The organism is Candidatus Propionivibrio aalborgensis, assembly GCF_900089945.1.
In the GTDB taxonomy this organism is placed as follows: Bacteria; Pseudomonadota; Gammaproteobacteria; order Burkholderiales; family Rhodocyclaceae; genus Propionivibrio; species Propionivibrio aalborgensis.
Genome location: NZ_FLQY01000353.1, coordinates 1 through 14,477, shown reverse-complemented (window position 1 = coordinate 14,477; position 14,477 = coordinate 1). Strand labels below are relative to the sequence as shown.

Here is a 14,477-nt window from a genome sequence, read left to right as displayed (position 1 = left end):
GTACCCATGGCCCCGCATCTTCTTGTCGATATATCCTCGCACGGGCTCGGCCATCTGGCGCAGGTGGCGCCGATCCTCAATCAATTGACTTGTCTGCTGCCTGAATTGCGGCTGACCGTGCGCAGTGGCCTGTCGCACGAAAGACTGCGCGCGCGCGTGAATGGCGATTTCGCCTATATTCAGGAAAGCAGCGACTTCGGCTTCGTCATGCTCGATGCGGTACGCATCGACCGCGCCAGCACTGCCGCCGCTTACCGAAAACAACACACCAATTGGCGACAACGCGTCGCCGATGAGGCCGAGCGACTGCGTCGTCTGCGCCCCGACCTTGTGCTGACCGACGTCGCTTACCTGCCGCTGGCTGGCGCCGCGCGCGCCGGTATTCCTTCACTGGCGATGTGCTCGCTTAATTGGGCCGAACTGTTCATCTACTTTTTTGGCAGCGAACGCTGGGCCGGCAAGATTCATGATGAAATGCTCTCGGCCTACTGTTGCGCGAAGAGCTTTCTACGCCTGACGCCTGCCATGCCGATGGTCGATCTGCCGCATATCCGCGACGTCGGACCGGTCGCCGCACTGGGCCGGGATTGCCGTCTTTCATTGCGCGAACAGCTGGCCTGCAAGCCGGGTGAAAAACTCGTTCTGATCGCCTTTGGGGGGTTTGAAATACAACTGCCCGTTGAACTCTGGCCGAGCATCGAAGGCGTGCGCTGGCTGGTTCCCGAGAGTTGGGGACTTGATCACAAGGACAAGGTGGCGTTTGAACCGCTCGGCCTCCATTTCACTGATCTGTTATGCAGCGTTGATGCGGTATTCACCAAACCGGGTTATGGCATCTTTGCCGAAGCCGCATGCAATGGAACGCCGGTGCTTTACCTGCGCCGTGACGACTGGCCGGAGCAGGATTGTCTGATTGACTGGCTGAAGCGCAACGCCCGCTGCTGCGAGATCGAGGAATCCGGGCTTGTCGGTGAGCGTCTGCAGGTGGTTCTGACCGAGCTTTGGGAACAATTCGAACCATCGAAGCCCCTTCCCACCGGCGCGAATGAAGCGGCGCTGATCATCGCAGGCCTGCTTGATTCATAGTTCACTTGCCGTAGTTGAGCAGGCTGGCTTTCAACTCCAGAAGGTCCAGCGGACTGAAGCTGCTGAGTTTGCCGTTCGCGTATTGCCCCACCAGATGGAAGACACAGGTCTCGGACGACCGCCGGATCACCGTTCCCTTGATGCTGTAGTGCTTTTCCGACTCGCCAAGATCGATCTCGATGACCGCTTCGTCACCCTTGTGCATCAGGGGCATCGTTGTGCCGCGGTCCCGTACGCGAATACGCACTTCGCCTTCGGAAATATCAACAATCGTGCACGGGCCGGCGAACTTGCCTTCCGGCAGCGATATCGTGACCGGCGCATGGGTTCGGGTGCGCGACTTCGTGCGTTGATCGGTGACCGACAGTGCATTCAGCTCCGGCGTCAGCAAGATCATTTTCGTGTGTGCGTATGGGCCCTCGGGCAGGATAACTTGTTTCGCCACTTCGGTATCCAGTGTCGATACTCCCCTCACACCGGCGTTGGAGATCAGGGTAATGTGGTTGCCTACGCTGAATTGTCGTCCGCGGCCAAGGAGGGCGCGACGATGATAGTCAAGCTTCATTTCAAGATCGGAGGTGTCCGGTACGAGCAACTGAAATTCCTTCAGTCTCGCAAGCGGCGTTCGTTCGCCATTTTCACGTGAAAGAAAAGCAGTCGGATAACCATCAGAATCGCGATTGATCGCCTCCATGGAATAGATGAAATCTCCATTGACGCAATAGGCGACGACGAGCGTATCGAAAACGATATCCTGCTTGAATTCGGGGTAATAGCGCAGTTTCTTCCCGATCTGGAAAAACTCGATCAGCGTCTTGATTCGCTCAAGGTCGATCTTCATCAAGGGGGCAACGCCGGATTGCGGGTTGCCGGCAACCGAGGAACCGAATGTTTTTCCAAAGATCGTTTTCAGCACGTTCTGACTTCCGAAAAGGCCGGGGTTGAGCTGGCTCACAACCCGTTGCTGCGATTCGTGCGACTTCCCGGCGAACTCTACCGTAAAATCAGTCGTTAGCATATCCAGAGCATGGGGAATGCCCGGCCATTCAGCGCATCGGGCGGGTTGCGCCGAGGTCAGTCGTCGCGGGCGACGGCGAGCAGCAGTGATTCGAAGTCCTGAACCACGCGCGGCCAGTCCAGGGATTCAGCCGTCAGCCGGGCGCGATGGCCCATGGCGCGGAACCTCTCCGGCTCTTGCGCGTATCGGGCCGCAATTTCACCGCCCTTGGCAACGAAGTCGATTGTTTGCCCGTAGCTTGCCAGAAGGCCATTGTCACCATGCCGAAGGTGCTGTGCCGCGGCGGCGTAGTTGTAGGCCACCACCGGCAAGCCGCTGGCCATGGCTTCCAGGGTTACATTGCCAAAGGTTTCGGTAAGGCTCGGGAAGAGGAAGAAGTCGCCGGAAGCGTAGTGTGTCGCCAGTTCTTCACCTTGGCGAGTGCCGACGAAGATGGCATCGGGAACCCGAATGCGTAGCGCCCCTGTTTCGGGGCCGTCACCAACGAGGACCAACCGGGCTGCAGGGTGACGTTGGCGGATTCCGATGAATGCAGCACAAAGCGCCGTGAGGTTTTTTTCTGCGGCCAGTCGTCCGACATGGATCGCGACGGGTGTATCCGGCGCTACTCCCCATTGTCGACGCAATGATTCGCTGCGCCGGCCCGGATTGAACAGCCGCGCGTCGACCCCGCGAGCGACCACACGCAGATTGTGGAAACCGCAGTCACTCAGTTCTGCCTGCATCTGTCGGGTGGGCACCATGGTCATCAGGCAGCGGTTATGGAACCGGCGCAGGTAGGCGATGATCGGCTTCTTCAGCCAGCCGATGCCGTAATGCAGGCTGTAGGCATGGAAATTGGTTCGGAAATCGGAACAGACAGGAATCCTGAGCTTGATTGCCGCCAGCAGGGCTGACCAGCCAAGCGGTCCTTCGGTAACGATATGAACGAGGTCCGGCCGATGTCGCGTCCACTGGCTAACGAGCATGCGTTTGGCCGGGAAGCCCATTTTCAGGTCCGGGTAGCGCGGGATCGGCACGCCGCCAGTCAGCAGCTCGTTGAACCCGCCAACCAGTGCGGGATGTTCGGTAGCGTTCTGGCGGGGCCTGATCAACTGGATTTCATGATTTCGTTCGCGCAGACCATCAATGAAGCGACTCAGGGTGATCGCCACGCCATTGATTTCTGGTGGGTAAGTCTCCGTTACGACGGCAAGGCGCAAGGTCTTTCGGCTTGCCGGCAACTGTTCGATGCATATGGAATTCACGGGCTGCTCGCACAGGAATATGAAGGGTCTCAAGGAAACGCTTCCCAATGCTCGCCAGTCCCGGTAACAGCAATGCGACAGTCCGATTACATTTTCGTGTAAGCGGACCGCTTTCGCCAATTTTTCTTCATTCTTTAACGAACCCGTAGCAATTCATCAATACCGTCGGAACCTGATTCGAGTGTGCCAATCTTCAACCATCAGGGAGCGACCATGAATGCATTCTTCAAAGCCCTGCAAGTGCAGCGCTGGGACGACCACCGTTACTACCACCACAGCCGCATCAACCAATCCCTGCACTTCGTCAGTGCAGCGAGTTTTCTTGCTGCCTATGTCATGGTATTTACCAATCCAGTGGCGGCAGCGTTAACCGGCTGGCTTGTTTCGATGACCACGCGCCAGGCCGGCCATTTCTTCTTCGAACCGAAGGGATATGACGTCGTCAACCAGGCCAGTCACGAACACAAGGAAGAAATCAAGGTTGGTTACAACCTGCGACGCAAGCTGGTGCTTATCGGCATCTGGGCAGTAGCGCCATTGACGCTGCTTGTCGATCCTGCACTGTTCGGCATGTTCGAGCCCGCCGCCAACAACGCCGAGCTGATCGATCAGGTTTCATTGATCTGGCTCGGCGTCGGCATCGGCGGTTTGATCTTCCGCACCGTGCAACTGTTCTTCATCCGCGACATTCAGACCGGGCTGGTATGGATGACCAAGATACTCACCGACCCATTTCATGACCTCAAGCTCTACTGCACGGCACCGATCCATCTTCTGCGTGGCGAATTGATCGACCCGATGGGACATGAGCAAAGCGTCTGATTGGACGGAAGCCAAAGCGATGAGCCAGCATCTCGAACAGGATGCGACGCCGGATCGCCTTATCGGTGATGCCGGGCGCCTCCCACCACCAGCCATCGCGTTGCATGGCCTGCGCGGCAGCGACAAAACGTTCGGCGACCGCGGAAAAATCGCCAGCGTCATAGTTCAGGCTGAAGATCAGCCGCCCCGTTCCCACCCAGGAAAGTGCCAGGCCTTCGGCACGAAGGTAATACTGCAGCATCCAGTTGTAGCGCGATGGCCGCGTGTAGAACACGGTCCAGATGCTCGACATATTGGCTACCCGAACCGGCAAATCGGCATTCTCTAGACGATGGTTAAGTGTCGCGGCTCGTCTGCTCCAGGTCTCGTCGAGACCGTCGTAGTGTTTCCGCATTTCCGGTCGATCCAGTTGTTCCAGAAAGACCTGCATGGCGCCCATCACGTAGGGATGGGAATTGAAGGTGCCGCGCGCGAAACAGATATCGGCCGGCAAATCATCGCGAAAGCGCTTCATGAGCTGGCGTCGTCCGCAGACGACACCGACCGGCAATCCGCCGCCCAGCGTCTTGCCGTAAGTGACCATGTCGGCACGCACGCCAAAGTATTCCTGCGCTCCACCCGGCGCCAGGCGAAAACCAACGAAAACCTCGTCGAAAATAAGCACGATACCTCGTCGGCTGCATACGTCGCGCAACTGCAGCAGCCATGCGGTGTATGCCGATCGGTCGAAGTGGGCGCGCCGGGCGCTATCGACCAGAGAGGAATCGCCGGGTGCGCCAGCGTTGGGGTGCAGGGCCTGCAGCGGATTGACGAGCACACAGGCAATATCCTTGCGTGTCGCCAGAACGTGGATAGAACGCTCGTCCATCTCCCTGAGTGTGTAGGTGTCGCGGGGAGGCAGCGGGTTGCCGATACCGGGCTGTACATCCTCCCACCAGCCGTGATAGGCACCACAGAAACGGACGAGGTTTCGACGCCCGGTATGGTAACGGGCCAGCCGCACCGCCTGCATCACCGCCTCGGTGCCGGACATATGGAACGTAACTTCATCAAGCCCGGAAATGGCCCGCAGCCGTCTGACGTTGTCGATGACAATGGGGTGGTAGGCGCCAAGTACGGGCCCCAGTGTCCAGACTCGGGCGCTGCCTTCGACAATGCACTGGCGGTAGAAATCATAACCGAACACGTTGACGCCGTAGGAGCCGGTGAGGTCGTGGAATTCGTTGCCGTCGAGGTCGGTTACATGAACGCCATTGCTGGACTGCAGGAAGCTGCCGCCCTGCAAATGCTGCCGCACGAATCGACTGAACTGGAAGGGAATCCGGTAGTTGCTGGTAAATTGCAGGTCGGAGAGGTATTCACTGGCTGTGCCGGTGAGCGCCGCCGATCGAGCGAAGCGCTGTTTGTACAAGGTTGCCAATGCCAGGAATCCGGTCCGGCGACGCTGGACGATACCAGGGGGTGCATTGTCGCTGCCGAAAAACGTGTCCTCGCCGTAGTCGTAGAACGGAATCAGGCGTGCGATACGTTTCGCCAGGCGCGAATGCCCGGCCAGCGACGGATGCTTGGCGCGGGACAGCTCAAGGCGACGCTTGAGGCGAGGCAACGTCAGGGCCAGCGCTCCAAGGCCGGCGGTATACAGTGCGAAGGTTTCGTCCATTGATTTCTCCTTGCCCTGTCTTCTACCGAATTCTCTTTACAAAGCTGTGACTATCCCACGTCGGCCATCACTCTTGCTGCTCCGGGAAGATATCAACTTTCTGTTGACCAACCGCTTGCCGCGGCAACTGCTCACACGGTTCATGGGCTGGTTCAGTCAGATCGAACATCCGCTTGTTCGCGATATTTCGATTGGCATCTGGAAGCGCTTTGCCGCCCTTGATCTTTCCGACGCCCGCCAAAGTCATTTTCGTAGCCTGCACGATTGTTTTACCCGACAGTTGCGGGCGGGGGCACGACCTCTGGACAACAATCCGGACAGTCTGATCAGTCCCTGCGACGGTATCGTCGGCGCTTGTGGCGCCATCTCCGGCACGCAGGTGATCCAGGCCAAGGGTTTCCCCTACGCTTTGCCAGACCTGTTGCATGACCCGGCTTTGGTCGAGTACTACCGTGACGGAACCTACGTCACTTTGCGTCTGACATCGAGCATGTACCATCGCTTTCATGCGCCCTGCGATTGTCGGGTCGATCGGGTCACCTATATCTCTGGCGACACCTGGAACGTGAACCCGATCGCCCTCAAGCGGGTGGAGAAATTGTTCTGCAAAAACGAGCGGGTACTGATCGAAACGACGCTGACCGGCAGCGGAAATCGGATCACACTGGTACCGGTGGCCGCCATACTTGTCGCCAGTGTTCGCCTGCTGTTCCTCGATACGCTGTTGCACCTGCGTTATCGCGGACCCAATGTCATCCCTTGCCGAGCGATTTTTAGCCGAGGAGACGAAATGGGCTGGTTCCAGCATGGGTCGACGATCATTGTCTTTGCGCCCAAAGGCTTTGCCTTGTGCGCCGGCATTGCAGCGGGTCAGCACGTGCGTATGGGCGAAGCGCTACTTCGAGTGCCACCGTCATCACCTCAGTGATGCGCCGGTAAGCTGATGATTTGTAGTGCTTATTCAAGCGTTGCGTGAGGATGGCGGTACTCGGTTTTGCTTTGGTGGCATGTGCGTGACTCCCGCTTGTGCAGTAGCTTAAGTGCTATAATTTTTTGCTGAAACAATATTCATTGACGCCGAATTTCAAATGTCTTATAGTTAACTAAACGACTTGCAGTAAATAGCCGTGTTATTCTCCTCATAAATGATTAGAGCTATTCTTCTGCAGGCAGGGGCTACAGTTATTGCGGTTTTGGTGGCTGGGTTGTTCGCAGGTTTTCGGGGGGCGGTATCGGCAGGATTGGGTGGTTTGGCTTGTACCTTACCTAACCTTTTGTTTGCCCTGCGCCTGAAGTGCGTGGCTAATCGCCCCGCCTCTTCATACCCGGCCAATTTCTTTCTTGGCGAGTTTGTCAAGATAGCGGCGACAACCGGGCTGCTGGTGTTGATAGTAAAGGGATACGCCGATTTGCACGGGCCTGCCATGCTGATCGGACTGGTGCTTGCATTGCAAGCGAGTTTTTTGGCTCTCTGGAAAAAGTCCTGATCATGGCTACTGGTCACGAAGCTGCAGCAAACGCTCCAAACGCTGGTGAGTATGTCGTCCACCACCTGACCCAGTTGAACACCTCGGGGCATGCTCAGGCTTCGATAGTTGACTTCAGCATCATCAATCTGGATAGCGTCACCTTCTCGATCGCCATGGGTGTGCTCGGGTTGCTCATCATGTGGCGGCTGGCCAAGAGCGTGACATCCGGCGTCCCTGGACGAGCTCAGGCGGCGCTCGAAATGATGGTGGAAATGGTGGATGGTCAAGCCAAGGCAATTATCCATAACAAGGAGTCGCGCCGGTTTGTTGCGCCTCTTGGGCTGACCGTGTTTGTCTGGATTTTCCTGATGAATTCGATGGACTTCCTGCCGGTTGATTTTTTGCCTGCACTCTGGCAGAACCTTACCGGCAATCCTCACGCCTACCTGCGTGTGGTTCCCACCGCAGATCTCAATGTGACGCTCGGCATGTCGATCGGCGTGCTGCTTATCTGCATCTGGTACAACATCAAGATCAAGAGTCTGGGGGGCTGGGTTCACGAGCTCTTTACGGCGCCGTTCGGTAATCATTTCTTGCTCTATCTGCCCAATTTTCTGATGCAGATGATCGAGTTTCTGTCCAAGACTGTTTCGCATGGGATGCGACTGTTCGGCAATATGTACGCCGGCGAATTGCTTTTCATGCTGATTGCCCTGATGGGTGCTGCCTACGGTGGTTCGGAAGGTATGACCGGACCGTTGCTGTGGGCGGGTCATGTGCTTGCAGGTACGGCTTGGGCAATCTTTCACATCCTGATTGTCTTGTTGCAGGCCTTCATCTTCATGATGCTGGCGCTGGTCTATATCGGCCAGGCGCACGAAAGCCATTAATCGGTATCGTTTGTTGTAGTTATGATTGTTAACGTGTAGTTCAATTTGAAGGAGTGGTCATGGAACTTGTTCTTGGTAATGTAGCGCTGGCCTGTGGTCTGATCATTGGTCTTGGCGCGATCGGGGCTTGTATCGGTATCGGCCTGATGGGTGGCAAGTACATTGAAGCCGCTTCCCGCCAGCCTGAGTTGATGAACGAACTGCAGACCAAGATGTTCCTGCTGGCTGGTCTGATTGACGCGGCTTTCCTGATCGGCGTCGGTATCGCCATGATGTTTGCTTTCGCCAGCCCGTTCGTCATCAAGTAATCGGACGTCTCCCATCAACCTTTAAGAGGGAAGATAACCGTGAATCTGAACGCAACTCTGTTTGCCCAGATCGTTGTGTTCTTCATTCTGGCGTGGTTCACGATGAAGTTCGTGTGGCCACCCATCATGAAGGCGCTTGACGAACGTGCAACAAAGATCGCTGATGGCCTCGCAGCTGCTGAACGTGGACGGCATAGTCTCGAACTTGCCTCCAAGAACTCGGCGGATACCATCCGCGAGGGTAAGGAAAAGGTAGCCGAGGTTCTGGCCCAGGCCGAGAAGCGCGCGCAGGAAATCATTGAGGCGGCAAAACAGCAGGCCAAGACTGAAGCCGATATGGTCGTCGCCGGTGCCAAGGCTGAAATCGAGCAGGAAGCCGCTCGCGTCAAGGAATCCTTGCGCGAACGCGTTGCTGAACTGGCCATTGCCGGCGCCGAGAAGATTCTGCGCCGCGAAGTCGATGTCAAGGCACATGCCAGCATGCTTGCCGCGATCAAACAGGATCTGTAACGCTCATGGCTGAATCCGTCACTATCGCTCGACCCTATGCGCAGGCTGTCTTCCGTCTGGCACGGGAAAGCAAGGCGCTGGCGGCCTGGTCAGATCGTTTGCAGCGCCTTGCGGCAATCGCGCAAGATGTAGAAATGACCAAGGTTGTCGGCAATCCGAAGTTTTCCGCCGGACAGGTTGCAAATCTGTTTGTTTCTCTCTCCGGCGAAGCCGGCAACAAGGAACTGGTTTCTTTTATCGGCATGCTTGCCGAGAACGAACGACTCGGCGTCCTGATGCAAATTCAGGAAATCTACGAGCAGCTCAGGAGCGCGGACGAGGGGGTCCGGGAAGCTTTTATTACCAGTGCTTATCCTCTCGACAACGCACAACTGAAAAATCTGATGAGCCAACTTGAGCCCCATTTTGGCAGCAAACTCCAGCCACATGTCGTGGTGGACGAAGCGCTGATCGGTGGGATCAAAGTGGCAGTAGGTGACCAGGTACTCGATGCTTCCGTTCGCGGCAAGCTAGAAGCAATGGCCACGGCGCTTAAGAACTAGGAGAAATTCATGCAATTGAATCCTTCCGAGATCAGTGAACTGATCAAGAGCAAGATTCAGAATCTGGACGTGGGCGCCGAAACCCGTACTCAGGGTACGGTCGTATCGGTGACTGATGGCATTTGTCGCGTGCATGGCCTGGACGACGTGATGCAAGGCGAAATGCTCGAATTCCCGGGCGGGACTTTCGGCATGGCACTCAACCTCGAGCGTGACTCGGTTGGTGCCGTGGTTCTTGGTGAATACGAGAATATCACTGAAGGTGATTCGGTCAAGACGACCGGGCGTATTCTTGAAGTGCCGGTCGGCCCGGAACTCCTCGGTCGAGTGGTCAATTCGCTCGGCCACCCGATCGACGGCAAAGGCCCGGTCAATGCGAAGCTGACCGACAAGATCGAAAAAGTCGCGCCGGGCGTGATTTGGCGCAAATCGGTGTCGCAACCGGTGCAAACAGGGTTGAAATCCATTGACGCGATGGTGCCGATTGGTCGCGGCCAGCGTGAGCTGATCATTGGCGATCGTCAGACTGGCAAGACAGCGGTGGCAGTTGATACCATCATCAACCAGAAGGGCAAGGACTTGATGTGTATCTACGTGGCAATCGGTCAGAAGGCTTCGACCGTTGCCAACGTGTTGCGCAGGTTGGAAGAGCACGGCGCGATGGAATACACGATTATCGTCGCCGCCACGGCAGCCGAATCGGCTGCGTTGCAGTACATTGCACCTTATTCTGGTTGCACGATGGGCGAATACTTCCGTGATCGCGGACAGGACGCGTTGATCATTTATGACGATCTGACCAAGCAGGCCTGGGCCTATCGTCAGGTTTCTCTGCTCTTGCGACGTCCACCGGGTCGTGAGGCTTACCCGGGCGACGTGTTCTATTTGCACTCCCGTCTGCTTGAGCGTGCTGCTCGTGTCTCGGAAGAGTGGGTCGAAAAATTTACCAACGGAGAAGTCAAGGGCAAGACCGGTTCGCTGACTGCGTTGCCAGTCATCGAAACACAGGCCGGCGACGTATCTGCTTTCGTTCCGACCAATGTGATTTCGATTACCGACGGCCAGATATTTCTGGATACGGACCTGTTCAACTCCGGCGTGCGTCCCGCTATTGACGCCGGTATTTCGGTGTCGCGCGTTGGCGGGGCTGCACAAACCAAGGTCATCAAGAAGCTTGGTGGCGGTGTTCGACTCGCACTTGCTCAGTACCGTGAATTGGCGGCGTTTGCTCAGTTTGCTTCCGATCTTGACGAGGCAACCCGCAAGCAGTTGGATCGCGGGCGGCTGGTTACCGAATTGATGAAGCAGCCGCAGTATTCGCCTCTGGCAGTTTCCGAGATGGCGATCACGTTGCTTGCTGTTGACAAGGGCTTTTTCGACGACGTTGAGGTGAAGAAGGCGCTTGATACCGAGAAGCAGATGCAAGGCTTCGTCAAGCAGAAATATGCCGCTCTCGTCAGCAAGATTGAAACGAGCAAAGAACTTGATGCTGGTGCTGAGCAAGAGCTCACCAAGGCGATCGAGGAGTTCAAGGCCACCCTGGCCTGATCGATCAAGGAGATTGCCATGGCGAGCGGCAAGGAAATCCGTAACAAGATCAAGAGCGTAGAAAGCACGCGCAAGATCACCAAGGCCATGGAGATGGTGGCTGCATCGAAAATGCGCAAGGCGCAGGATCGAATGCGTGTTGCCCGCCCCTACGGCGAGAAGATCAGGCGTGTTGCCGGAAACCTGTCGCATGCGCTGACGGATTACAGCCATCCGTTCCTGGTCAAGCGCGAGCAAGTGAAGGCGGTTGGCTTGATCACGGTCACCTCGGACAAGGGCCTGTGCGGCGGTCTGAATACCAACGTACTGCGTCTCGCCTTGGGCAGAATGAAGGAGTGGGACGGCGAAGGGAAGAAACTCCTGGTAACCGCCATCGGCAACAAAGGTTTGGGTTTCATGATGCGTGCCGGCGCGGATATCGTGTCGCAAGTTGTCGGGCTGGGTGACACGCCGCACCTTGAAAAGCTGATCGGGCCGGCGAAAGCCCAATTTGATGCATATATCAAGGGTGAGATCGACGTTCTATATATTGCATATAACCGATTCATCAATACGATGAAGCAGGAACCGGTCATTGAACAGTTACTGCCACTCTCTGGCGACATGGTCGGGAGCAATAGCAGCAACCGCTGGGATTATCTCTACGAGCCTGATGCCAAGTCGGTAATCGACGATCTGCTGCTGCGCTACGTTGAGGCAATACTGTATCAGGCTGTAGCCGAGAATATGGCCTCCGAGCAAAGTGCGCGTATGGTGGCCATGAAGTCCGCTTCGGACAATGCAAAGGACGTGATCGGCGAGCTCAAGCTGGTTTACAACAAGGCTCGACAGGCAGCGATCACTAAAGAGCTTTCGGAAATTGTCAGCGGCGCTGCGGCTGTCTGACCACACGAACTTAGTTTATCGATTGGGGATACGACGATGAGTCAAGGAAACATTGTTCAGTGTATCGGTGCCGTGGTGGACATCCAGTTCCCGCGTGATGCGATGCCCAAAATCTACGATGCACTGCTGCTCGACAAAGCCGAAGAGCACGATAACTGCGAAGAGGATCTGACGTTTGAAGTTCAGCAGCAGTTGGGCGACGGTGTGGTTCGGACGATCGCCATGGGGTCGTCGGATGGCTTGCGCCGAGGCATGAAGGTCAACAATACAGGTGCCGGCATTTCTGTTCCGGTTGGCGACGCGACGATTGGCCGCATCATGAACGTGCTCGGTCGGCCGATCGACGAAGCGGGAGCGATTGCTACCGAAGAACGCCGTGAGATTCACCAGTTGGCGCCAAAATTCGACGAGCTTTCGCCGTCAGTCGATCTGCTTGAAACCGGTATCAAGGTTATCGATCTGGTTTGTCCGTTTGCCAAGGGCGGCAAGGTCGGACTGTTCGGTGGTGCTGGTGTGGGCAAGACCGTGAACATGATGGAACTGATCAATAACATCGCCAAGCAGCACTCGGGCCTCTCAGTGTTTGCCGGCGTTGGCGAGCGTACCCGCGAGGGCAACGACTTCTACCACGAAATGAAGGATTCCAACGTCCTCGACAAGGTCGCGATGGTGTTCGGTCAGATGAACGAGCCTCCGGGCAATCGTCTGCGTGTGGCGCTGACCGGCCTGACCATGGCCGAACGTTTCCGCGACGATGGCCGCGACATTCTGTTCTTCGTCGATAACATTTATCGTTATACCTTGGCCGGAACGGAAGTGTCCGCGCTGCTTGGGCGGATGCCGTCCGCCGTGGGCTATCAGCCGACACTGGCTGAAGAAATGGGCCGCCTGCAGGAACGGATCACGTCGACCAAGGTCGGCTCGATCACCTCGATTCAGGCCGTGTATGTGCCCGCCGATGACTTGACCGACCCGTCGCCGGCAACTACCTTCCTGCACCTTGATTCGACCGTCGTGTTGTCTCGTGACATCGCTTCGCTGGGTATCTATCCGGCGGTCGACCCGCTCGATTCGACATCGCGCCAGCTTGACCCACAGGTCGTTGGCGAGGAGCACTACAAGGTCGCACGTGCGGTACAGATGACGTTGCAGAAGTACAAGGAATTGCGGGACATCATCGCCATTCTGGGCATGGATGAACTGTCACCGGATGACAAGCTGGCCGTTTATCGCGCGCGCAAAATCCAGCGTTTCCTGTCGCAGCCGTTTCATGTCGCCGAAGTCTTTACCGGTTCGCCAGGCAAGTATGTGCCGCTCAAGGAGACGATCAAGGGTTTCAAGATGATTGTTGAAGGTGAGTGCGACAGCATCCCCGAGCAAGCCTTCTATATGGTCGGCGGTATCGAGGAAGCCCTGGAAAAAGCCAAAACTCTTTAAGCTCAGTCCGTCGCGGGAGCCGTGTTATTCCAATAAGTTTGACGCGATCTGCGTAGGGGAAAGAAACCATGCCACTCAGAGTACATGTTGACGTCGTCAGTGCCGAGGAACTGATTTTTGCCGGAGAGACCGATTTTGCGGTGTTTCCCGGCGAGGCTGGTGAATTGGGTATCTACCCGCGCCATACGCCGCTGTTGACCCGTATCAAGCCAGGTACGGTACGTCTGAAAGTACCGGATCGCGAAGAGTATGAGTTGGTGTACGTATCGGGCGGAGTGCTGGAAGTACAGCCAACACTGATTACACTGCTCGCCGACACGGCGATTCGTGCGCACGACCTGGATGAGGCCAAGTCCATCGAAGCCAAGCGACGAGCCGAAGAAGCCCTGGAGAACCGCTCCTCCGACGTCAACTATGCGACTGCAGAGGCCGAATTGGCGCAGGCCGTCGCGCAGTTGCAGACACTCAAGCGGATTCGAAAGAAGAACTGACCAGCGATTCGCAGGATCGACTGCAATCAGCAGGAAGATGGTCAGACCTTCAGCGGTCGGCTTTCCAGGGATGCCACCCGATTTTCAAGTCGATCCATCGCATCCCGCAAATCACCGACGTCTCCGCAGAAGGCAGAAATATTCTGGCTGCGAGCGATAGCCGGCTTTTCCTCTGTGAAGTATTCGGCCACATTCAATGCCAGGTTTGTGGTTTGTTGCACATGCCACTTGACCAGCTGCTTGCTGCCTTCGACAAGACGACGCGCCGCTATATCGCCTACAAGCAGCGAAATATCGCTTTCCACGTCCCAGCGTAGGAACGGTCGGTCAGCGCGCGCAAGGGCGCATCGGATGGAAGAGTGATGCTGACGTCTTCCGTTGCTTGCTTTCCGGTAGCAACGAAGAAAAGCCCGTTGGAAGAGATTGCCAGTGACAGGCAGAGTGCGCCTTGCTCCAGGCGCACCGTTTTCCCTGCAAACACTTTGAGGCGGTCACGCGCCCAAGCTTCTCCAGCGAGAAGATGGTTTATGAATCCGAGCGCTGCGTCGACCAGCATCGAATAGC

16 protein-coding genes and 1 pseudogene are annotated in these 14,477 nt (G+C 56.5%); 12 read left to right on the top strand and 5 right to left on the bottom strand.

Annotated features, from left to right (window positions below; all coding sequences use genetic code 11):
* Window positions 1-6 precede the first annotated feature (6 nt).
* Window positions 7-1,086: a hypothetical protein gene (locus tag PROAA_RS14825; protein WP_186412079.1), complete on the top strand. Its 1,080-nt coding sequence runs from the start codon at window positions 7-9 to the stop codon at window positions 1,084-1,086.
* 1 nt (window position 1,087) lies between these two features.
* Here PROAA_RS14825 and PROAA_RS14820 read toward each other — a convergent pair whose 3' ends face one another.
* Both PROAA_RS14820 and PROAA_RS14815 read right to left on the bottom strand, forming a co-directional pair.
* Window positions 1,088-2,104, bottom strand: a complete 1,017-nt coding sequence (locus PROAA_RS14820) for a PilZ domain-containing protein (protein WP_186412078.1) — start codon at window positions 2,102-2,104, stop codon at window positions 1,088-1,090.
* Window positions 2,105-2,160: 56 nt separating this feature from the next.
* Window positions 2,161-3,351 (bottom strand): glycosyltransferase family 4 protein, encoded by a 1,191-nt coding sequence (locus PROAA_RS14815; protein ID WP_245664298.1) that lies wholly within the window; start codon window positions 3,349-3,351, stop codon window positions 2,161-2,163.
* Between the two features lie 213 nt (window positions 3,352-3,564).
* Between PROAA_RS14815 and PROAA_RS14810 the strand changes: the two genes are divergently transcribed.
* Entirely contained in the window at window positions 3,565-4,173 is a 609-nt protein-coding gene (locus tag PROAA_RS14810; RefSeq protein WP_186412077.1) for a hypothetical protein, read from the top strand.
* On the opposite strand, the gene PROAA_RS14805 is transcribed toward PROAA_RS14810, so the two are convergent.
* Window positions 4,094-5,833 (bottom strand): aminotransferase class III-fold pyridoxal phosphate-dependent enzyme, encoded by a 1,740-nt coding sequence (locus tag PROAA_RS14805; RefSeq protein ID WP_186412076.1) that lies wholly within the window; start codon window positions 5,831-5,833, stop codon window positions 4,094-4,096. The genes PROAA_RS14810 and PROAA_RS14805 overlap by 80 nt on opposite strands.
* Window positions 5,834-5,906: 73 nt before the next feature.
* Here PROAA_RS14805 and asd point away from each other — a divergent pair, with 73 nt between their 5' ends.
* The 10 genes from asd to PROAA_RS14755 all read left to right on the top strand — a co-directional run bounded on the left by asd (window position 5,907) and on the right by PROAA_RS14755 (window position 13,913).
* On the top strand, window positions 5,907-6,761 hold the full coding sequence (gene asd, locus PROAA_RS14800; RefSeq protein WP_222102293.1) for an archaetidylserine decarboxylase: 855 nt from the start codon (window positions 5,907-5,909) through the stop codon (window positions 6,759-6,761).
* A 217-nt stretch (window positions 6,762-6,978) separates the two neighbouring features.
* A complete protein-coding gene (locus PROAA_RS14795) occupies window positions 6,979-7,320 on the top strand; it encodes an ATP synthase subunit I (protein ID WP_186412075.1) in 342 nt (113 codons plus the stop codon).
* 2 nt (window positions 7,321-7,322) lie between these two features.
* Complete coding sequence (gene atpB / locus PROAA_RS14790) at window positions 7,323-8,192, top strand: F0F1 ATP synthase subunit A (RefSeq protein WP_186412074.1); 870 nt, start codon at window positions 7,323-7,325, stop codon at window positions 8,190-8,192.
* 59 nt (window positions 8,193-8,251) lie between these two features.
* Window positions 8,252-8,500, top strand: coding sequence for a F0F1 ATP synthase subunit C (atpE, locus tag PROAA_RS14785; protein ID WP_186412073.1), 249 nt, complete (start codon window positions 8,252-8,254; stop codon window positions 8,498-8,500).
* A gap of 39 nt (window positions 8,501-8,539) precedes the next feature.
* A complete protein-coding gene (locus PROAA_RS14780; RefSeq protein WP_186412072.1) occupies window positions 8,540-9,010 on the top strand; it encodes a F0F1 ATP synthase subunit B in 471 nt (156 codons plus the stop codon).
* Window positions 9,011-9,015: 5 nt separating this feature from the next.
* Window positions 9,016-9,552, top strand: coding sequence for a F0F1 ATP synthase subunit delta (locus PROAA_RS14775; RefSeq protein ID WP_186412071.1), 537 nt, complete (start codon window positions 9,016-9,018; stop codon window positions 9,550-9,552).
* A 9-nt stretch (window positions 9,553-9,561) separates the two neighbouring features.
* Window positions 9,562-11,100, top strand: coding sequence for a F0F1 ATP synthase subunit alpha (atpA, locus tag PROAA_RS14770; RefSeq protein ID WP_186412070.1), 1,539 nt, complete (start codon window positions 9,562-9,564; stop codon window positions 11,098-11,100).
* Between the two features lie 18 nt (window positions 11,101-11,118).
* Window positions 11,119-11,985 carry a F0F1 ATP synthase subunit gamma gene (gene atpG / locus PROAA_RS14765; RefSeq protein WP_186412069.1) on the top strand — a complete coding sequence of 289 codons (867 nt, stop codon included), beginning with the start codon at window positions 11,119-11,121 and terminating at the stop codon, window positions 11,983-11,985.
* 36 nt (window positions 11,986-12,021) lie between these two features.
* Window positions 12,022-13,422, top strand: coding sequence for a F0F1 ATP synthase subunit beta (gene atpD / locus PROAA_RS14760; protein WP_186412068.1), 1,401 nt, complete (start codon window positions 12,022-12,024; stop codon window positions 13,420-13,422).
* A gap of 68 nt (window positions 13,423-13,490) precedes the next feature.
* Window positions 13,491-13,913, top strand: a complete 423-nt coding sequence (locus PROAA_RS14755) for a F0F1 ATP synthase subunit epsilon (protein ID WP_186412067.1) — start codon at window positions 13,491-13,493, stop codon at window positions 13,911-13,913.
* 41 nt (window positions 13,914-13,954) lie between these two features.
* Here the strand turns inward: PROAA_RS14755 and PROAA_RS18965 are convergent, their stop codons facing one another.
* Entirely contained in the window at window positions 13,955-14,218 is a 264-nt protein-coding gene (locus PROAA_RS18965) for a hypothetical protein (protein ID WP_222102292.1), read from the bottom strand.
* Window positions 14,191-14,477, bottom strand: a pseudogene (locus tag PROAA_RS14750) (SCP2 sterol-binding domain-containing protein); the annotation flags it as partial. The pseudogene PROAA_RS14750 and the gene PROAA_RS18965, both read right to left, overlap by 28 nt.